This window comes from Pedobacter sp. BS3, assembly GCF_008274585.1.
Lineage (GTDB): Bacteria > Bacteroidota > Bacteroidia > Sphingobacteriales > Sphingobacteriaceae > Hufsiella_A.
Map to the genome: position 1 here is coordinate 181,714 of NZ_VTRT01000001.1, position 20,359 is coordinate 202,072.

General features: G+C 44.8%; 16 protein-coding genes. 8 read left to right on the forward strand and 8 right to left on the reverse strand.

The features are described from left to right. The first annotated feature begins 5 nt into the window (after positions 1–5). The 6 genes from ccoN (at position 6) to FW774_RS00750 (ending at position 5,999) form a co-directional block, all read left to right on the forward strand. A complete protein-coding gene (gene ccoN, locus FW774_RS00730) occupies positions 6–2,138 on the forward strand; it encodes a cytochrome-c oxidase, cbb3-type subunit I (protein ID WP_149346250.1) in 2,133 nt (710 codons plus the stop codon). Positions 2,139–2,164: 26 nt separating this feature from the next. Then, positions 2,165–2,335 carry a hypothetical protein gene (locus FW774_RS20300; protein ID WP_187774766.1) on the forward strand — a complete coding sequence of 57 codons (171 nt, stop codon included), beginning with the start codon at positions 2,165–2,167 and terminating at the stop codon, positions 2,333–2,335. 1 nt (position 2,336) lies between these two features. Next, positions 2,337–3,230, forward strand: a complete 894-nt coding sequence (locus FW774_RS00735) for a cbb3-type cytochrome c oxidase N-terminal domain-containing protein (protein ID WP_149346251.1) — start codon at positions 2,337–2,339, stop codon at positions 3,228–3,230. Between the two features lie 306 nt (positions 3,231–3,536). Next, positions 3,537–4,886, forward strand: coding sequence for a cytochrome c oxidase accessory protein CcoG (gene ccoG / locus FW774_RS00740; RefSeq protein ID WP_149346252.1), 1,350 nt, complete (start codon positions 3,537–3,539; stop codon positions 4,884–4,886). 4 nt (positions 4,887–4,890) lie between these two features. Then, complete coding sequence (locus FW774_RS00745) at positions 4,891–5,319, forward strand: FixH family protein (RefSeq protein ID WP_187774767.1); 429 nt, start codon at positions 4,891–4,893, stop codon at positions 5,317–5,319. Continuing rightward, a complete protein-coding gene (locus FW774_RS00750) occupies positions 5,316–5,999 on the forward strand; it encodes a sulfite exporter TauE/SafE family protein (protein ID WP_149346254.1) in 684 nt (227 codons plus the stop codon). Before FW774_RS00745 ends, FW774_RS00750 begins: the two co-directional genes overlap by 4 nt. Positions 6,000–6,283: 284 nt before the next feature. On the opposite strand, the gene rdgB is transcribed toward FW774_RS00750, so the two are convergent. Next, positions 6,284–6,871: an RdgB/HAM1 family non-canonical purine NTP pyrophosphatase gene (gene rdgB / locus FW774_RS00755; protein ID WP_149346255.1), complete on the reverse strand. Its 588-nt coding sequence runs from the start codon at positions 6,869–6,871 to the stop codon at positions 6,284–6,286. A gap of 82 nt (positions 6,872–6,953) precedes the next feature. Continuing rightward, positions 6,954–7,472, reverse strand: coding sequence for a hypothetical protein (locus tag FW774_RS00760; protein WP_149346256.1), 519 nt, complete (start codon positions 7,470–7,472; stop codon positions 6,954–6,956). Positions 7,473–7,667: 195 nt separating this feature from the next. Here FW774_RS00760 and FW774_RS00765 point away from each other — a divergent pair, with 195 nt between their 5' ends. Together FW774_RS00765 and FW774_RS00770 are read left to right on the forward strand one after the other, a co-directional pair. Further along, a complete protein-coding gene (locus FW774_RS00765; protein WP_149346257.1) occupies positions 7,668–9,032 on the forward strand; it encodes a peptidylprolyl isomerase in 1,365 nt (454 codons plus the stop codon). A gap of 13 nt (positions 9,033–9,045) precedes the next feature. Further along, a complete protein-coding gene (locus FW774_RS00770; protein ID WP_149346258.1) occupies positions 9,046–10,011 on the forward strand; it encodes an AAA family ATPase in 966 nt (321 codons plus the stop codon). Between the two features lie 122 nt (positions 10,012–10,133). On the opposite strand, the gene FW774_RS00775 is transcribed toward FW774_RS00770, so the two are convergent. The 6 genes from FW774_RS00775 to FW774_RS00800 form a co-directional block, all read right to left on the reverse strand. Beyond that, a complete protein-coding gene (locus FW774_RS00775; RefSeq protein ID WP_149346259.1) occupies positions 10,134–11,981 on the reverse strand; it encodes a serine hydrolase domain-containing protein in 1,848 nt (615 codons plus the stop codon). Between the two features lie 308 nt (positions 11,982–12,289). Continuing rightward, complete coding sequence (locus FW774_RS00780) at positions 12,290–12,796, reverse strand: DinB family protein (RefSeq protein ID WP_149346260.1); 507 nt, start codon at positions 12,794–12,796, stop codon at positions 12,290–12,292. Beyond that, positions 12,777–14,006, reverse strand: a complete 1,230-nt coding sequence (locus FW774_RS00785; protein ID WP_149346261.1) for a sensor histidine kinase — start codon at positions 14,004–14,006, stop codon at positions 12,777–12,779. The genes FW774_RS00780 and FW774_RS00785 overlap by 20 nt, the downstream gene beginning before the upstream one ends. Positions 14,007–14,173: 167 nt before the next feature. Next, on the reverse strand, positions 14,174–16,441 hold the full coding sequence (locus FW774_RS00790; protein WP_149346262.1) for an ABC transporter substrate-binding protein: 2,268 nt from the start codon (positions 16,439–16,441) through the stop codon (positions 14,174–14,176). A gap of 96 nt (positions 16,442–16,537) precedes the next feature. Next, positions 16,538–18,397 (reverse strand): hypothetical protein, encoded by a 1,860-nt coding sequence (locus FW774_RS00795; RefSeq protein ID WP_149346263.1) that lies wholly within the window; start codon positions 18,395–18,397, stop codon positions 16,538–16,540. Then, complete coding sequence (locus FW774_RS00800) at positions 18,390–20,231, reverse strand: DUF748 domain-containing protein (RefSeq protein WP_149346264.1); 1,842 nt, start codon at positions 20,229–20,231, stop codon at positions 18,390–18,392. The genes FW774_RS00795 and FW774_RS00800 overlap by 8 nt, the downstream gene beginning before the upstream one ends. Positions 20,232–20,359: the final 128 nt, after the last annotated feature.

Sequence of the window (20,359 nt, forward strand, 5' to 3'; positions counted from 1 at the left end):
TCTTTATGCAGCTTGAAAAATTTAACTACGACAACAAGATTGTACGCAATTTTGCCATCGCTACCATTGTATGGGGCATAGTTGGCATGACCGTGGGCCTGTTGGTTGCCATGCAATTATTTAAACCGGCCATGAACATGGGCTCGCAGTATTCCACGTTTGGACGTATCAGGCCGCTGCACACCAATGCGGTAATTTTTGCCTTTGTGGGTAATGCCATCTTTATGGGCGTTTATTATTCGTTGCAACGCCTGCTTAAAACCCGGATGTTTAGCGATGTGCTCAGTAAGATCCATTTCTGGGGGTGGCAGCTTATCATTGTAGCGGCGGCTATTACCCTGCCGTTGGGCTTAACTACATCGCACGAATATGCCGAGCTGGAATGGCCTATTGATATCGCCATTACGCTGATCTGGGTGATTTTTGGCATCAACATGTTCGGTACCATTATTAAGCGTCGCGAAAGGCACATGTATGTAGCCATCTGGTTTTACATTGCCACTTTTGTTACGGTAGCGGTGCTGCATATTGTTAACTCGTTCGAGCTGCCCATATCCTTTTTCAAAAGCTATTACCTGTATGCCGGCGTTCAGGACGCCCTGGTGCAGTGGTGGTACGGACATAACGCCGTGGCGTTTTTTCTCACCACGCCATATTTAGGCATGATGTACTATTTCCTGCCTAAAATGGCTAACCGGCCGGTTTACTCCTATAAATTGAGCATCCTGCACTTCTGGTCGCTGATATTTATTTATATCTGGGCCGGGCCGCACCACTTGTTATATACCTCGCTGCCCGGATGGGCGCAATCGCTGGGTGTGGTATTTTCCATCATGCTTATTGCACCGAGTTGGGGCGGTATGATCAACGGTTTGCTTACCTTACGCGGAGCATGGGATAAAGTGCGTGATAATCCCATACTGAAATTCATGGTAGTGGGTCTTACCGCTTATGGTATGGCCACTTTCGAAGGGCCGATGCTGTCGTTAAAACAGGTAAACGCCATTGCACACTTTACCGACTGGATCGTAGCTCACGTGCACGTGGGCGCCCTGGGCTGGAACGGCTTCCTGACGTTTGCCATTCTTTATTGGCTCATTCCCCGCATTTATCAAACCGAGCTGTTCTCCAAAAAGCTGGCGTCTTTCCATTTCTGGATAGGTACATTGGGAATTTTATTTTATGTAGTGCCGATGTACTGGTCGGGCTTTACACAAGGACTGATGCTGAAAGAGTTTACTCCCGAAGGCATATTGAAATACCCGGCATTCCTGGCCACTACGCTACAAATTATCCCGATGCACGTGTTCAGGGCCATTGGCGGCAGCATGTACCTGGTTGGGGTTATCGTGATGACCTATAACCTGGTTAAAACCATGCAGGCAGGCCAGCTGCTGGCTAACGAACCTGCCGAGGCGATGGCTTTAGCGCCGGTGTTTGTACCCAACGCATCAGAAAAAACAACACACCGTGTATTGGAACGCCGGCCTATGCAATTTATGATCGTTTCGCTGATTGTTATCCTGATTGGTGGAATGGTTGAAATGATGCCTACGTTCATGATATCATCTAACGTAGCTACCATTGCCAGTGTAAAACCCTATACGCCACTGGAATTACAGGGACGAGATTTATATATCCGCGAAGGCTGCGTGAACTGCCACTCGCAAACGGTGCGTCCGTTCCGCTCAGAAACCGAGCGCTACGGTGAATACAGCAAGGCCGGCGAGTTTGTGTACGACCACCCGTTTTTATGGGGCTCAAAACGTACCGGGCCCGACCTGCAACGTGTTGGAGGCAAATATTCTGATGCCTGGCATTTCAATCACCTGATGGATCCGACAACCATGTCGCCGGGAAGTATCATGCCTCCCTATCCCTGGCTGATCGAGCAGAAGCTGGATACATCTACCACGGCAAGCAAAATTAACGCCATGCGTAAGCTGGGTGTTCCTTACAATGCCGGTTATGAAAAAACGGCTAACCAGGAGCTCAGCCAGCAGGCGGAAAAAATTGCCCAAAGCCTTGCGCACGATAATATCAAGGTTAAAAGCGACAGGGAGATTGTAGCCATCATTGCTTACCTGCAACGCCTGGGAACCGATATCAAGGCCAGTAAAACAGCAAATAATAATTAAAAACGGTAAAAATTAATCGTTCAACCATGTTTAAACAATTTATTGATAAAGTTTCGGGAGGTGAGTGGTATCTCATTACGTCCCTGTGGATATTCCTGGTATTCTTCATTATTGTGGGTATCATGCTCATCAGGAGCAATAAAAACCATATTGCGTACATGAGCAGGCTTCCGTTAACCGACGAAAAAAACGACTGATATGAAACCGTTAAGATTTTTTGCTATACTGCTACCGGCTGTCAGCACAGTATCAGCCTTTGCACAGGACGCCGCAGCACCAGCTACACCGGACGCTTCTTCGAATATTCCTTATTCACAAATTACGTTTGTAGCCTTTATTCTGGCTATCCTGATCTTGCTGATAGCTATCCTGGTGCTGCTGCGGGCCATCAAGATACTTTCCAAAGAATTACTCAATCCTACACCACTCCCGGCTCCGGTTTCCGAAGAAATGGTAGAATGGTCTGCATGGGCCAAAAAGAAAAAAAACAAGCCGGGTATTATGAGTAAGATACTGGGTTTACGGCCACTGTCGGAGGAAAAGGAGCTCCTCATGGAACACGAGTTCGACGGCATTACCGAGCTGGATAACCCTACGCCACGCTGGTTTATGTGGCTGTTCTATGCTACTATTTTCTTTGGCGTGGCTTACCTGTTTAACTATCACATACTGGGTTGGGGCAAATTGCAGGACGAAGAATACGTGGCCGAAATGCAGAAGGCCGAAAAAGACAAAGCGGCGCACCTGACACAGTCGGCAGATAATGTAGATGAAAATACGGTAAAAGAAAATACCGATGCTGCGGTTATATCAGCAGGCGAGGCCATTTTCAAACAGAATTGTGTGGCCTGCCACGGCGATAAAGGCCAGGGAATTGTGGGCCCTAACCTAACCGATGAATACTGGCTGCATGGCGGAAAGATCAATAACATCTTTAAAACCATTAAATACGGCATCCCCGAAAAGGGTATGATATCCTGGGAAAAAACACTGACCGCTAAACAGATCTCTGATGTGGCCAACTACATTAAATCACTTAAAGGCACAAATCCGCCAAACCCGAAAGCGCCCCAGGGCGATAAGGAAGGGTAGGAAGGTTGTAGGTTTTACGCGGTACGTAGTTTATAGTCCGGAAGTCAGAGAAGTCCGGAAGCAGCAAGAACATAGAAGCAAGCAACAAGACATAGAACACAGTCTTACTCCCCTCTCTTTCGGAGAGGGGTTGGGGGTGAGGCCAGGCAAGAAATCTGCTTGCGCTCGTTTGTAAAACGAGTGCATAAATATCCGGCGTTTGTAACGCCGTAATTGCAGCGATTTTACAAGTGAGAACGTAGTCCAGAACGAATAACAATTTAGCAATCTCTTGTCACAATACTCATTACGCAATACTCAACATACATGCAAGAATCAAAAGGTCGGGAATGGATTTATCCTAAGCTGGTTAAAGGTAAGCTTTACCGTTACCGGGATGCATTAAGCTGGTCGTTATTATTCCTGCTTTTTGCCGGGCCTTTTATTAAAGTAAACGGCGAGCAATTGCTTTTGCTGGATGTGTTGAATGCCAAATTTGTATTTGCCGGACTGGTGTTTCAGCCGCAGGATTTTTACCTCTTTGTGCTGGCCATGCTCATCTTTATCGTGTTCATTGTGCTGTTCACAGCCGTCTTCGGACGGGTCTGGTGCGGCTGGGCATGTCCGCAAACCATTTTCATGGAAATGGTATTCCGTAAAATAGAACGATGGATCGAGGGCGACGCCGTTCGGCAGAAAAAGCTCGATCAGTCGCCGTTAACTGTCGAAAAGATCCTGAAAAAAGGAGCCAAGCATACTATATTTCTACTGATATCGTTCCTGATCGCCAACATTTTTCTGGCCTATATTATCGGCTCTGATGCCTTGCTGACCATTATCCGTGAGCCGGTAAGCCAGCACCTGGCGGGATTTATCGCCATACTGATCTTCACCCTGGTGTTTTATGGTGTGTTCGCTTATGTTCGCGAAATAGTTTGTACAGTTATTTGTCCTTATGGCCGTTTGCAGGGTGTTTTGCTCGATAAAAAAAGCATGATCGTCGGGTACGATTACGGTCGTGGCGAGCCGAGGGGAAAATTCAGAAAGAACCAGGAAAACGTATATGGCGACTGTGTGGATTGCGGTTTATGCGTGCAGGTTTGCCCTACCGGTATAGATATCCGCAACGGAACACAGCTGGAGTGCATCAACTGCACGCTTTGCATTGATGCCTGCGATATGGTGATGGACAAATTGCAGCGTCCACGCCGTTTAATTGGCTTTAAATCGGAAGAAGAGATTGAAACCGGCAAACCGTTTAAGCTGGGCAAACGTATCTACGGCTACAGCGCTGTATTATTGGTATTGATCAGTGTACTGGCTTTTATGCTGATCCGGCGTACCGATATTGAAGCCACCGTGCTCAGGGCCGGCGGAACGCTTTACCAGCTGCGTGATGATAAAACGGTAAGCAACCTGTACAATGCCGAGCTTATCAACAAAACCAATCATACTATTCGTTTTGATATTACGCCGGAAGAACCATCGGCTAAAATTGCGTACATCCGCAAAATAGATTCGGTACCGCAGGGCGGAAGCATCAAGCTTACTTTCTTTATTATTCAGCCACAGGCAAATATCGCTACCTATAAATCAACCGTAAGGTTAAATGTGGTTTCGGGCAACAAGGTGGTCGACCGTATTGAAACTGTTTTTATTGCACCTCCAAATCTTTAAAGCTATGAGCTGGGGAACTAAAATAATTATCGGGATGGGCGTTTTCATGGCATTTATTGTTGCTATGGGGGCAAAAATGATATGGAGCTCAGGCAGCGACGGCCTGGTAGAACAAAATTATTATGAGCACGGACTCAAATATGATCAGGATTATATCCGGAAAAGTAATGCTGTCCGCGATTCGATAGTTCCCGATTTTTTTGCCGATAAATACGGCCTGACCATATCATTCAGGTTTCCTGTTCAGTATAAGCTGAATTGCCGTTACCTGGCTAATGCCAGATTTGACAGGGTCTTTGAGGGATATACCGATGAAGACGGCTGTATCATTATTCCACGCAAGAAACTAAAAAAGGGAATGTGGCTGTTCCGCCTGGAGTTTACGGTAAACAATATCCCTTACCTGGTTGAACGTACAATGAAAATACCATGAGCCTTTATGCACTCGCTTTTTTTACCGGCCTGTTCGGAAGCTTACACTGCATTGGCATGTGCGGTCCACTGGCTTTAGCTATTCCTTCGTTTAAAAAAGGTTTCTGGCTGATCTGGGATAAGCTGCTTTATAATGGCGGACGTATTGCCGGTTATTCGGTGCTGGGCTTATTGGTCGGGTTAGCCGGAAGCAGGTTGTGGCTGTTGGGTATGCAATCGGGTTTAAGCATCGCAAGCGGTGTATTGATCGTTGCGGCTGCCTTATCGCAACTGTTCAGCTTTAGCTGGATTAAGGCATCGTTTTCCTTAAAGCTGCTTCGCCCGTTCAACCGTTTGCTATCGTATGCAGTTAAACACCGGGCCGGGCACTTTTTCATTGGTTTGCTGAACGGTTTTTTGCCCTGCGGGTTTGTGTATATCGCCCTGGCCGGAGCGTTAAGTGCCGCCACAATCAGCCAGTCTGTGGGATATATGGCCTGGTTTGGCGTAGGCACGCTTCCGCTGATGTTTATTGCCATGATTTCCGCCGGTTTTGTAACTCCGGCAATACGCGTCAGGCTGAATAAAAGCGTTCCTTACCTGCTGTTGCTGATGGGTTCCTGGTTTATTTTACGGGGCATGGAACTTAATATTCCGTATATCAGCCCGGTAATATCTACTGCTGCTGCTGAATGCAGATAAGATGGGCAATGCGATTTAGATTGCTGAATTGTTCTATTGTTAAATTGCTGCAGGTTATAAAGCCTCATTCCTAACCCTTCTCCTTTGGAGAAGGGAACCGGACAGTGCGATTTGTCTTGTTTCTTTATTCTTGTTTGGCCCACCCCAACCCTCCCAACCGCGTGCCGCCTTAGCTTTAGCGGTGGCGCAAGGGAGGGAGCTTAGTTTTTGCTCTTTGTCTTGTCTCTTGCGTCTATGTTCTTGCTTCTATCATAGCCTTCTACGTAAAACGTACCACGTAAAACTTACAACCTCTCGCCCTTCAAAAACTTCACCATTTTTTCTATCGCTTTACCGCGATGGCTGAGGGTGTTTTTCTGCTCCGGACTCATCTCGGCAAAGGTAATAGCGTAACCGTCAGGCTGAAATATCGGGTCGTAGCCGAAGCCGGCCGCTCCTGCTTTTTCATGCCGGATAGTGCCGTTCACCACACCTTCAAACAGATGTTCCTCACCGTTTACAATCAATGAAATGACCGAACGGAAATTGGCCTGCCGGTTGTCGGAATCTCCGAGCTTGCTTAACACCAGCTGCAGGTTTGTTTCGTCATCTCTTGTTCCCGAATACCGGGCCGAATAAACGCCGGGCTCGCCGTTCAGGGCGTCTACTTCCAGTCCGGAATCATCGGCAAAGCAATCAATTTTAAAGTATTTGTAAATATGCCGGCTTTTGATGGAAGCATTCTCTTCAAAAGTCCCTCCGGTTTCCTCAATGTCATCCTTAAAGCCCATTTCATCCAGTGTTTTCAGGATGAATGTATCACCAAGCATCGCCTGAACTTCCTGGACTTTATGTTTGTTATTGGTAGCAAAAATCAGCGTTTTGGGAAACATCCTTATTAAAATTCAAAAGTTGAGCGAAGCGAAATCCCGACTATTCGGGATCAAAATTAAAAAGTTAAAAGTCAAAAATCTGCTATAATAATTTCATCTCCTGCCAGAAGTTCTTTTTCATTTCCTTGTTATCCAGCATCTCGTTTAACGTATGTGTTACCAATATACGTACATCGCCTTGAGCGGTTATTTTATTTACCGGGATATCCGGTAAGCCAATCCGCGAAGGTTTAATACCAAACAATACCAGGTTCTTAAATGCAAAATGAGTTTTCATCGGCTCGTATTGCGCAGCTTCGTTGCGTGAAAGGTTTAGTAAAGCAACATCGTCTATGCTTTGCCGTTTGGCTCCCAGGGTTTTAACCAGGGCATCCATACAGGCATCGTCCAGGTACTCATTAGCTGCATTATCTATTACTAACAAGGTGTTTAGCTTATTTTTACCCAAATAAATGTAAGCAGGTGCCTGTTCAATAACTACCTGGCCTGCCGGTAATTCATCGTGTTTAACATCCGCCAATGCGGGGTCATCAACTTTGTAGATATCATCCGTTAGAAGCAGACCTAATGCCAGCCGGTTTGTTGTTATGAGCAAAGCCATGCGCAAAAATAAGCCTTATGTGTTAAAATTAGTTAAAACAGCAAAGCGTTCTTATATAAAAGTTTATTTTAGTGACCGTTTAAAAAAGACGCTAAATTTCAGGGAATAACGAATTTATCTGGTAATTTTGCGCACCCCGGGAATACCCGGGGATAGCGTTTTTATGAAAACGCAGTATTTTATTGACGATCAACAATGAGAAAAATCTTAGGGATATTAGTTATACTATCAATAACAGCACCTTCATTATTATTTGCGCAGCAAAGTAAAACATTAGATAAAATTGCCGCTGTTGTTGGCGGAGCTGTTATTCTTCAGTCGGATGTAGAGAACCAGTATGCCCAATACCTGGCACAGGGAAATAAGCCCGACGACCAGGTAAAATGCTATTTTATACAGCAACTGCTTACCCAGAAATTGCTTTCTCAGCAAGCTATTATAGACTCTGTTACGGTAACCGATGAGCAGGTTGATGATGAAGTTGACCGCCGGATGCGGATCTTTATACAACGTGCCGGTGGCCAGGACAAGCTGGAACAGTTTCTTAACCGCTCGGTATTGCAATACAAAGATGAGATCAGGCCGGATGTAAAAGAGCAGCTCATTGCCAATAAAATGCAGGGCAAAATAACCGAGAAAGTTTCTGTTACCCCGCTTGAAGTAAAACGGTATTTCGAGTCAATTCCCAAAGATAGCTTACCCTATTACAATACCGAGGTTGAGGTAGGCGAAATAAAGATATATCCTAAGCTGACTAAAGCCGAAAAGGAAGTGTTTTACAATAAAGCCGAGGCGCTCCGTTTGCGTATTAAAAGTGGTGAAGATTTTGCCACACTTGCCCGCTTATATTCGCAAGACCCGGGTTCTGCGCCTGATGGTGGTGATCTGGGCTTTTTTGACCGTACCGCAATGGCCAAAGAATTTACAGCAATGGCATTCAAGCTAAAGCCCGGCGAGATCTCTCCGGTGTTTGAAACCGAGTTTGGTTTCCACTTTTTGCAGGTGTTAGACCGTCGCGGCGAGCAGGTGCATGCCCGCCACATCCTGATCAGGATCAACCCTACGCCAGCCAGTCTTGAGCGTGCAAAAGCTCATGCCGATAGTATCCGCAATGATGTGGTTTCGGGCAAGCTGCCCTTTTCTACCGCGGCATCCTTATATTCGGATGATAACGAAACCAAATATAACGGTGGTATGCTGCTCAATGCCGAAAACGTGCAAACACGTACAACCTATATTCCTACCGATAAGCTTGACCCATCCATATTCCTGATCATTGATACCATGAAGGTGGGCACTTATTCTAAACCCGAATTATTTACCAGCCGGGATGGAAAACAAGGTTATCATTTTTTATACCTGAAATCTAAAACCGGGCCGCATAAGGCTAATCTTGACCAGGATTTTGCGAAGATCAAGGATGTAGCTTACGAAGACAAAATTAACCGTACGGTGAGCGAATGGTTTGAAAAACGACGTAAGACCACTTACATCAAAATTGATCCGGAATACAATTCCTGCCAAAGCCTGAAGATCTGGACAACTCCCGAGAACAACTAACCGGTCTGCGCTGATGAATAAATTTGCCTCAGAAAAAGAAGCCATAGATGCCTTAGCGGAATCCTATAACCGGATCACGCAGCAGATCGGGCAGGTAATTATCGGGCAGAATGAAGTTGTAAAATCAGTGCTGATCGCCATTTTCAGCAACGGACATTGTTTGCTGGTTGGTGTACCGGGGCTGGCCAAAACACTGCTGGTGCAGACCGTATCGCAGGTATTGGATTTAAGCTATAACCGGGTACAGTTTACTCCCGACCTGATGCCCAGCGACATTATCGGCAGTGAAATTCTGGGCGAAGACCGTGCTTTTAAGTTTATTCCGGGGCCGGTATTTTCAAACATTATCCTGGCGGATGAGATAAACCGCACACCACCCAAAACGCAGGCTGCCCTGCTGGAGGCTATGCAGGAAAAAATGGTAACCGTTGGTGGAAAAACGCATCCATTGCCTCAGCCGTTTTTTGTGCTGGCCACACAAAATCCTATTGAACAGGAAGGAACTTACCCGCTTCCCGAAGCCCAGTTAGACCGCTTTATGTTTAACGTATCGTTAAGCTATCCGTCTTTTGCCGAGGAAGTGCAGGTGGTAAAAAATACAACCTCCAATGTAACCGCTTCGTTAAGCCACGTATTAGATGGTGCACAGATCAGCTATTTTCAGAAGCTGATACGCGATATCCCGGTAACGGATAACGTGCTGGAATACGCCGTTTCTATGGCGGCAAAAACCCGTCCGGGCACATCGCTTGCAACGGCCGAGGTTAATAAATTTTTAAGCTGGGGGGCAGGACCGCGGGCATCGCAATACCTGGTGCTTGGCGCTAAATGCCATGCAGCCATTCACGGCAAATATTCTCCTGATAAAGAAGATGTACAGGCGGTAGCCGAAGCTATTTTAAGACATCGCATTGTACGTAATTACAAGGCCGAAGCCGAAGGTGTTTCTGTTGAAACACTCATTCGGCAGTTGTTTTAAGCTTTAAACTTTGCGTTAAACCTCCGTTATATCCCAATCCCACGCCAAGAACACCAGGTTTTTTCTCTGCGAGCTTCGCGTAAAACCTTTGCGGCTTCGCGTGAAAATTCCACGCTCCTGAATTACTTTCCTGCTTTCTGTATAGCCTGATAAATCACATCCTGTATTCGCGAACGGATATTCATGCTGGACAGCTTGTTAGCCGTTTGATCATGCACACGGTTAGAAAGAAAAATATACACCAGGTTATATTGCGGGTCGGCCCATACGCAGGTTCCGGTAAAGCCGGTATGGCCAAAGGTTTTTGGCGATGCCAGCTCCGAAGGATAATGTTTGGATGCATCCGGATCCCAGCGGTCAAAGCCCAGGCCCCGCCGGCTCACGGCAGACTGCCGCGAAGTAAATAGATCCACCGTTTCAGGCTTAAAATACTGATGTCCGCCGTAGCTGCCCCGGTTCAGGTACATCTGGAACAGGATAGCCAGATCATTGGCGCTGGCAAAAAGTCCGGCGTGACCGGCTACACCTCCGGCCATAGCCGCACCCTGATCATGCACATAACCCTGGAGCAGGCTGTTACGGAAATAAGTATCGTTTTCTGTGGGCGCAATATCATCCTTATTAAAACGAAGCAAAGGTTTAAAACCGGCGGTTTGCATACCTAATGGCTTATAAAATTGCTTAAGTGCATATTGATCCAGCGGAGTATGCGTAATGCCTTCTACCACCTGCTGCATAAAATACATGCTCAAATCGCTGTAAACATATTTGCCGCGGGTAGTTACTTTAGAGTGCAGCATCTGCGGCCACATCACATCGTGAAAATAGTTTTTTCGCAAGAAATAATGCTCAGAAACTTTGGTAGGATAAGCTGCCGATGAATCGGTGCTGTGATCGGAGGCTGTGAGGTACTGGTAGAACGGAATATAAGGCGTAAACCCGGCCTGGTGCAGCATTACCTCACGAACGGTAATATCCTGCTTATCCGTGTTCCGGGTAAGGGCGATATACTTTTTCAGTGTGCTGTCCAGCGATAATTTACCACTGTCTGTAAGCTGCATCACAACCGGCGTAGTTGCCGATACTTTGGTTACCGAAGCAAGGTCATACAGATCGGTTATTTTTACCGGCCGCACCGGCGAATAGGTCTGATAGCCATACGCCCTGTTAAAAATTACGCTGCCATCTTTTACTACCATAACCACAGCGCCGGGCGTAGCATGCTGCTGTATGGCTTCGCGGGCAATATTATCAATTTTATTCAGGTCGGCAATGTTTATCCCAAGCTCTTCGGGTACGGTATATTTCAACCGGATCTTTTGAGTATCAAAGCCTGAGCCTTTGGTGTACCGTGGACTGTACGTTTCGGCTAACCGGCCACTGGCAGCAATGCCACCAAAAATTACCTGTGCCGTTACCGCGGCGCTTTCCGGTGTATTTTGCGGATTCCAGATGAGTGGTGACTGGATAGCATCAAGCTTTGTCAACGCATTGGCCTGCCCCGAAAAGATAATGACTGCTTTCCGGTTCTTCTCAACTTCCAAAATGAAACGGATAATATCTTTATTGTTTATCGAAGCATCGGTAAGAGATATGAAAAGCGTATTATATAAATTCAAATCGTCTATCAGCCCGTTTATAGAGCCTGCCGAAATGTATGCGTTACCATTAATAGAGGTTACTTTTTGGTATTTGTTGAGCAGGCTGTCAAAAACAGTACTGTAGCTATTGCCGAAATCTACGCTGGCAATATGAAGTCCCGTAAGGGATGTTACCGGGATAAAACCGGAACTGTTATTTAATACGACAACATTCCGTTCGGCGATCCGCTCTTTAGCCAGCCAGCTTTGATTCTGCTGATGGCTTTGGCTGCATGCCGGACTAACAATACAGCATATAAATAATAAGAGGAATACTAACTTCAGGGAGGTGCTGAAAATTACAGTGATAAACGTGACAGACTTTTTCATATTGTTTACAAATATAATGTAACGCCGTTTTGTTTATGTTTCTGATTGTTAACTTTTGCAGCAGAGCTTTTGTAATTGTGCAATTGTTAGGTTTATTTCATGAGGCATTCAGGAACTGGTAATTATCATCAGATCAGGCACAGAGAAATAAGGATTGCATTTACTAAAGTTTTTCCTTTTGCGATACATTATGCTGTTTGGAAATAACAAATGGCCGTTTTAAAATTCTTCATACTGACAGATTTTTCGAACAAATTACACGGCCTATAAAGGCATTGCCAGGAAAGTAAACAAATCAGAGCCAGAGACTACATATATCGCTCTGTTACTATGCGCTTGTGATGATTTACATGCCCGGCTATGATGAATAGCAAGGCTCTTACACTCACATTATGCCCGTTAGCCAAACCGCTTCTTTCCAGTTCATCGCCGGTAAGCGATTGATAAAGGAATAAATTCGCCAGGCGTAACTGTTCAAATTCATCAATCAGGTTATCTAAATCCCGGCTGGCATACGAGCTGTTTGCAGCATAATAATTTTCATCAAATCCAGGTAAAGGTATCTGGTCTTTACGTGCAATATGCAACAAGCGGTAAGCCATTATCCGCTCGGTATCAATAACATGACCGATCAGCTCTTTTAATGTCCATTTGCCCGGGGCGTAAGCATAGTTGGCTTTTCCTTTATCAATCAGCCTTAAAAAGTTCGGAACGGCAGTGCTTTGAAGTTTCAATTCTGCCAATACATCATCGCTAACGGTATCAATATAGGTTTGATAATAGGGTGCAAATTCATCAGGCTGTGGTCGGTTCATACTTTAAGCTGCTTTTTAAGATAATTCTGAATATGGTTTCCTTACCCGGATCAGAATCTTTCACAAAGATCTGTCCGTTATGGTAATTTTCTATGATACGCTTGGCCAGCGAGAGGCCTAATCCCCAACCGCGTTTACGCGTGGTATAGCCCGGCTGAAATACGGTTTCAAACTTTAACCGCGGAATACCTTTACCGTTATCACATACATCAATAAATACCTGCTCTTTGGCCAGGTTTTCGGTAATTTTAATTGTTATTTTTCCGTTGTTCTCTATGGCATTAACCGCGTTCTTAAGTAGATTTTCAAGCACCCAGTCAAATAAGGGAACATTCATCAGGGCTTCAATGTGCTCATCGCCGGTAACCGAAAAGTCTATTTTATCGCTGGCCCGAAGCCTGAAATAATTTATATATTCCTGTATAACATCGTATACATTATGGCTTTGCAAAACGGGCCGTGAGCCGATCTTTGAAAAACGGTCGGCAACCATTTCCAGGCGTTTTACATCGGTTTCCATTTCCAGGATCAATGGATCATTATCGGCCTGGAATTTAGATTTCAGCAGCTCGATCCAGGCCATAAGCGACGAAATAGGCGTGCCCAACTGGTGCGCCGTTTCCTTAGCCAAACCTACCCAGACCTGGTTCTGCTCTGAACGCCTCGATGAGCTGAACGCTACATAAGCAATGAGCAGGAAGATAGCGATAACCGTTAGCTGGATATACGGGAATACGCGTAGCTGTGTAAGCAACAGCGAATCTTTATAGTACACAAACCATTTCTCGTTATTATTTACCTGGATAATGATGGGTACATGCTGGCGCTTCATCTCGTTCAACTGCCGCTGAAAGTACTCGGGATCATACTGCTGCCTGGCATTCAAAGAATCATCAGCTTCAACCTTGATATTGGTTTTTGTAGAATCTAAACCCTTCCAGTAAATAATATCGCCATTAGAGTTAGTTACCAGCGCCGGTACAGAAAGGCTATCGCGTATAGCATAGATAAAGGTGATAAACTCATCATTAATATCGGGCATGGCAATAATATTTTTATTGCTTAATGCCCATACTTCGGCACGCGTACGCTCGGCCACGGCAATGTTCTTTACCAGGTAGTTGGTGTACCACAGCGATGTTCCCGCTATAACAACGGCAAAGGCAAGCAGTAAAAATTTCCAGCGGCGCTTTTGTGCGTAAGGATTCATGGGCCTACAAATTACAAAACAGAACGTAAAGCCGGTAAATTTAGTTTATTAGTTGGTTAGTTGCAGTTTTTAGAACCCGCCCGCAAAACCTGCTATGGAATAGCCCCAAAATTCCGGAGTTACTATGGTGAGCAACGAACCCAACCATTAAGCAATCAATACGCTATTTAAATAATGAGCTTTGAATCTGTATTGATATAATTTACTTCGTTGGAAGGGGCGTCATGAAAATAAAGCTTAAACGTAGTTCCTTCGTTGGGCACACTTTCTACGCTAATACGCCCGTCAAAAGATTCAAGCTGAGATTTAACAATGTATAGCCCCAATCCGCGACCCTCTGTGCCGGGATGGAAACGCTGGTACAAGCCGAATATCTTGTCTTTGATCTTGTTTTTATCCATACCCATGCCATTGTCAGAGAATTTAACAATGATAAATCCCTTATGCGGAAATGCCTTGACCCGGATGTGCAGCCTGCGGTCTGGCGACCGGTATTTTATAGCATTGGTAAGCAGGTTTAGTAAAATGCTCTGCAGGTATCTTTTGGGGAAGTTAATGTATGTCGCCTCCGAAAAATCATATTCTATCAGCGCATTAGCATTCTGTATCTGGCTTTCTATACTTCGCATTACTTCGGTCAGCTCTGTTTCAAGGTTCAGCTTTTCTTTTTTAACCTCTTCGCCAAGCTTACTTGATACAATTTCTACCAGATCGTTCAACGTATCGCCAAGTATTTGTACACATTCTTTTATTTTTGAAAAAAGCTCCTGCATCATTTCTTCGGGCAGGTCGCCTTCGGCATACAGGTCGGTCAGGCTTTTCAGGTTAACTACCGGGGCACGCAGGTTATGCGAAATGATATATGCAAACTTTTCAAGCTCACTGTTCTTTTTCATCAGCTCTTTGGTGAGCTCTTTAAGCTCAACTTCTGTCTTTTTTAACTGGTCGATATCGAAATGGATGCCCGTAATGCGAACAGGCTTATTGTTTTCATCGCGATTAACTTTACGTAATGACATGATCCAGCGCCAGTTCCCTTTTCCATCTTTAACACGATAAGTAATCTCATCGGATGAATAATTACTGTTTAATAATGCTTCTGCCGATTGACTGGTGCGCTCGATATCATCAGGATGAACAATAGCCCGCCATTCGGGAATTGAATGCGGCACCTGGTCTTTGTCATAATCCAGCATGGTAGCCCACTGTTCATTGAACAGTATTTCTGACGTTTGCAGATCCCATTGCCATAAGCCCAGGTTTGCAGCAGCTAATGTAAACTTAAGCCTCTCTTCTGTCTGGGATCGCTGTTCAATCTCACGCCTTAATTCAAGAGCTTTGAGATCAACCTGCTGTTTTAGCTGCCTGTTCCAGACTAACGAGCCCAAAGCCAGTATCAGGATGATAACGATAAAACCGATCATGATATCTGACGCTTCTTCTTTGAGCGAATTGGGGTTGAACAGAAAGCCGTCGAGCGTGAAGCCTTTAGGTGCAATTTTTAATTGCTGATAAACGTTCAGCATTTGTTGCCACCGGTCAGGGTTAATATGCCCGATCTCTACCAGAGACGGCATGATCAGCTTACGTATCTCCGCAGCTTCATATTTCAGGCTTTCGCGGGATATTCCTCTTTTTTCAATTCCCGGTAATGTCAGAATATAATCGATCAGTTCATCTTCATGTTCCAGGGCATATTTCCACCCTTCAACACTTGCCCGGTTAAATGCCTGAACGGTTCGCGGGTCGCTGGCAATTTGCCGGCGGGTAGTAAATATCAGGTCGCCATAAAAATCCAGTCCGTAATCTGTTGGCTTAATGAGCCTTATTTTATAGCCCTCTTTTTTTATAAGAAAGGGTTCGTAAGATATATATCCGGACATTGCGTTAACCTTTCCGGATATCAGATCGTTATTATTCCAGGTATGCTGCACAAATTTTATGCGATCAACAGGTATGCCTTCACGCATCATCAGCGCCCTGATCAGCAGTTCGCCCTGTCCCTCTGCGGCCATCACTTTTTTATCTACCAGGTCAGAAAGGGTTGATATCTTGCTCTGCTCAAGCGAAATGATAACATAAGGCGTATGCTGAAATATGACCGAGGTTACCACAACAGGCTTGTTCTGTACGCGGGCATCCAGGATATCGGCCCCGGTAACACCAAAATCGGCATTGCCTTTTAATACTTCGGTTAACGGGTTGCGATGAGCGTTACCTTCAATAATTTTGACATCAAGACCTTCTTTTTTGTAAAAGCCTTTTATCTGGGCCGCATAATAACCGGCAAACTGGAATTGGTGATGCCATTTTAATTGCAGCCGGATATCTTTCGGCTCGGCAGCATTTAACCTATTGTTAACGCAAACAATTAGTACTAAACCAATAAATACTCGCGTAAGCCAGTGTAAATGAGTAAAGTTTATCAATATCAAAGTAGTTTATTCATAGTTTATTTGGGCGAAATTTAATAAATAAAGTTTATTAACTAACTAAATTTTTTAGGATATATAAATAACCTGCGTTCAACCCTACAACGAATCCTTAGCCGCTTTTTCGGCAGCCTTTTCCTGTCGCCGCTGCTCACGCTTTTGTTTCCGCTCTTCGCGTTTTTCCTGGCGTTTCTCTTTAAAATCCTGGTACTTCTGTTTTACCTTGCCCACAAAATTACCTACATCGGCAACGGTATTTCTAAGGCGCTTTTCACGGTCGGCGCTTACGCCAACACTTTCTTTTATCCCGCTGAAAAGGCTTTTCCATAACAAGCTGAAAAAAGATGCCGTTGGGTCGCGTTTGTAATAAATGGTGCCCGGCGTAAACACGCCTTTCTCGCTGGGATTATCCTTATTGATTATCACTACATTGGCTATAGCCGATACAAAGCCCTGCTTCTTCAGATTTCCTGTTTCCTTATCACGTTGCAGCACATTTACATTCAGGTTATTGTAGTAAAATTTCATTTTTCCCGATGCTGCTATCTCATTGGCACGGGCATCAAACTCCAGGCGCTTAATATCGGCCGTATTAACTTTCAGCATCCCCAGTGGAACGGTGATTTTATTGAGCGCCCGTCCATCCATCGCGGCAAGCGTACCCGAATACGTGAATGCACCCAGCTTATCCGTCAGGTTAAAGTTAAAATGAACATCCAGCGTACCTGAATTGAGCACATGCGAAGTAATGTTGGCTTTCATGAAATGGTTTTTAGCCAATGCCGCCGAATCGTTGGTAACATTATAAAATTTACCACGGGTATCATTAAAGGTAATGATACCGGTTGCCCCCGATGCCGGCTCGTATTCCGCATAGCTGATTTTGGTTTTGTGCAGGTTGAGCGTATCAACTTTCAGGTCTAACGCCAGACGCTGTAACAGCTGGTGCGGAAATTTTCCCTTTTTTACCGTACGGCGTTTGGGATAACTATTATTGCTGTACACTTCTACCAGTGCATTGGCAATGTTCAGGCTGTTGGCATAAAATTTCTGGTCGCGGGTAAACTTGCGCAGGTCAATGCCACGAATAGAAATCCCGTTAAAGGCAATATTGAATTTATCTTTGTTGTAACCTACTTTCTTATAAAAATCTTTGGTGTTGTAACGCGATACCAGGCTGAATTTATCTAAACTGAGTTTACGCCCTTCTGTTGAAAACCGGATATTATTAAACTTGATGTAATACAGGCTGTCGGGCGTAGCTATCTGGTAATCTTTCATCAGCACGTCAACACGTTTGGTGGTATAGAACCGGTTCTTATCATTTTCAGAAAGCGAATCAACCAGCACATCGTCAATATTAATGGTAAGATTGCGTATAGCCGTGGTTTTAACCGGACGGTTACTTTTATTGATAAACGTAAAATCAATGTCGTTCAGGTTGATGCTGTTTATGCGTACTTCCTTAAATATCTTCGATATGCTTTGGTATAATGATTTAGGCTTTTGGGCCGGAATGGTATCGTTATACGGTTGCCGCCGGTTCGTAATAACCAGCGTAGGATTATCAACCAGGATATTGTTAACATCCAGCTTTTTTTGGGTGTATAGCTGCCGCGGATGAAAATTCCGGATGGCAATTTTATCCACCGACAGATTGTACAAATTATCCGGGGCCTTTTTCTCCTGTAAAAGTCGCTGGTACACTGCGGTATCCGGTATCAGCTTAAAATCGGTAACGGTAGCATTGCCGGTAAGCAGGTTCAGCTGCAAATCACTGTACTCAATGTGGTAGAGGCTGTCTGACGATAGCACGACCAAAGACCTGAGCTGCGAATCAAGCAAAGGTTTCCACGACCGGCTGATGTACCAGCTTACACCGCCAATAACCAGAACTATCAGGAGGATAATGCCCAGCACCCATTTCCAGATATTGGAATGAAATTTCCGTTTAATCATCGTCGTTTTTTTCTTGTTCCTGTTTCTTTTGTTCACGCTCTTTTCGCCGCTCTTCACGATGCTTTTTCCGCTCCGTACGTCGTTCTTCGCGTTCCACTTTATCGTTCTTCGCCTTTTTAGCCCGCTCCTGCATCGAAGCTTCCTTAGCTTCGTCCAGACCGACGCTTTCTTTCAGGCCCACAAAAACGCTTTTCCACATCAGGTTAAAAAACGAAGCCCAATAAGGTCGCACAAAGCTTATTTTGCCCACCCGAAGCGGCTCACCCGGCTCCGGATTATTGTTTTTGATTACCAGAACATTAGCCAGCAATGAAATTACACCGCTCTTTTTCAGCGTATTGTTTTCCTGCTTTTTCAGGATACCGATTTTCAGGTCGTTATAATATAGCTTCAATGTACCTTTTGAGCCATTATAATCAGCATCTACGGCAAATTCGGTTTTACCTATTTTACCGGACGAAATCTCGACCATAGCCAGCGCCCGTGCCAGCGGATTAAGCGCCCGCATATCCATTTGTCCTAACGTGCCATTATAATTAAATGCGGCATTTTTGTCGGTTAGATTGAAGTTGATGTTAACATGCAGTGCTCCGCGGTTCATGAGCAGGGCCGAAAGGTCGGCTTTAGCCCAATGGTTAGCAGCCAGTGAAGCGGAATCGTTGGTAACGTGCAGAATTTTACCGTGCAAATTGCCAAATGATACCGTTCCGCGGCGCTCCGTTTTCGGGTTAAACTCGGTATAATTTACCTGGATATCATTCAGAAAAACAGTGTCGATCCGTGTGTTTATAGGCATCCGGCGTAAAGCCAGGTGCGGGTAATTACGTCCCTTATTAAATTCGGGCCGTGGCAGCTCACGGTTCATAAACACATTTACCCTGGCGCCATTCAGTATTAATCCCGATGCAATGAGCCGCCGTTGCGTATTGAGCTGCACAAAATCAACGTTGTTCAGCATAATCTCATCAAAGGCTATATCATACCGGTCGTGCTGAAACTGATATTTTCTGCTAAACTGCAGGTCAGGATAATTCGGGATAACCCGGAAATTTTTCAGGCGCAGGTACTTATCCTTTGTTGATGAGGACACTTCATCCAGCCTGAGCGTATATAAACCGTCTCGGGTAACAAATTTTTGATTTTTAAGCTGCACAAAAATATCTTTGGTATAATAGAAACGGCTTTTATCACGATGTGCCAGCGAGTCAATGAGCAAATCGGTAATTTTAATAGACATGCTGTCAAAGCCCGTTACCCTGGCTTTAGCGTAACTTTTATCGATGTATTTAAAATCAACATCCTGAAATACAATGTTCTGTATCTTTACTTTTTTCAGAATTTTAGATAATCGCTGGTAAGCCGTGCGGTTGTCTGTAGTATCAGGGCGGCTCTTTACAGGATGGTAAAACATCCGGATTACCGGCCGGCTGATGACGATGGAATTCATGTCCAGCTCTTTTCGGAAATAAATCTTACCGGGATGAATACGTTTGAGATATAGAGCGTCCAGCTTAATTTTAAACAGGTTTTGCGGAGCGTCTCCCTTTGCCTGTAAACGTTTATAGACATTGGTATCAGCCTTAAACACCACATTTTTAAAACTTACATTACCGGTTATCAGGTTCAGGCTGATATCGCTAAAGCTAATGCTGTACAGGCTATCGGTTGAATTGGTTACGGCCTGTTTGATTTTTTCGGTGATAACCGGTTTCCAATGCTGGCTGAGGTAAAAAGCAACGGTACACAATGCCAGTATCAGCACCAGTAAAATGCCAATCAGCCATTTCCAGATTACAGGGAGAGCCTTAAGTTTATTTGTAAATTTTAAATTCATAGTAAACTCGTTATCCTAAGGTACAATAATATCGGGTGTATTGTTTATGTAAGAAGCTGTTAAAAATGAAAAAGTTAGGTTATACAGAGCTGCTGGTGACATCGGCGGTGGGAGGGAGCCAGGGCTGA

Bases quoted from the DNA above. Each gene is read 5' to 3' on its own strand.
- ccoN (WP_149346250.1), top strand. From the start codon at position 6: ATGCAGCTTGAAAAATTTAACTACGACAACAAGATTGTACGCAATTTT.
- FW774_RS20300 (WP_187774766.1), top strand. From the start codon at position 2,165: ATGTTTAAACAATTTATTGATAAAGTTTCGGGAGGTGAGTGGTATCTC.
- FW774_RS00735 (WP_149346251.1), top strand. From the start codon at position 2,337: ATGAAACCGTTAAGATTTTTTGCTATACTGCTACCGGCTGTCAGCACA.
- ccoG (WP_149346252.1), top strand. From the start codon at position 3,537: ATGCAAGAATCAAAAGGTCGGGAATGGATTTATCCTAAGCTGGTTAAA.
- FW774_RS00745 (WP_187774767.1), top strand. From the start codon at position 4,891: ATGAGCTGGGGAACTAAAATAATTATCGGGATGGGCGTTTTCATGGCA.
- FW774_RS00750 (WP_149346254.1), top strand. From the start codon at position 5,316: ATGAGCCTTTATGCACTCGCTTTTTTTACCGGCCTGTTCGGAAGCTTA.
- rdgB (WP_149346255.1), bottom strand. From the start codon at position 6,871: ATGTTTCCCAAAACGCTGATTTTTGCTACCAATAACAAACATAAAGTC.
- FW774_RS00760 (WP_149346256.1), bottom strand. From the start codon at position 7,472: ATGGCTTTGCTCATAACAACAAACCGGCTGGCATTAGGTCTGCTTCTA.
- FW774_RS00765 (WP_149346257.1), top strand. From the start codon at position 7,668: ATGAGAAAAATCTTAGGGATATTAGTTATACTATCAATAACAGCACCT.
- FW774_RS00770 (WP_149346258.1), top strand. From the start codon at position 9,046: ATGAATAAATTTGCCTCAGAAAAAGAAGCCATAGATGCCTTAGCGGAA.
- FW774_RS00775 (WP_149346259.1), bottom strand. From the start codon at position 11,981: ATGAAAAAGTCTGTCACGTTTATCACTGTAATTTTCAGCACCTCCCTG.
- FW774_RS00780 (WP_149346260.1), bottom strand. From the start codon at position 12,796: ATGAACCGACCACAGCCTGATGAATTTGCACCCTATTATCAAACCTAT.
- FW774_RS00785 (WP_149346261.1), bottom strand. From the start codon at position 14,006: ATGAATCCTTACGCACAAAAGCGCCGCTGGAAATTTTTACTGCTTGCC.
- FW774_RS00795 (WP_149346263.1), bottom strand. From the start codon at position 18,397: ATGATTAAACGGAAATTTCATTCCAATATCTGGAAATGGGTGCTGGGC.
- FW774_RS00800 (WP_149346264.1), bottom strand. From the start codon at position 20,231: ATGAATTTAAAATTTACAAATAAACTTAAGGCTCTCCCTGTAATCTGG.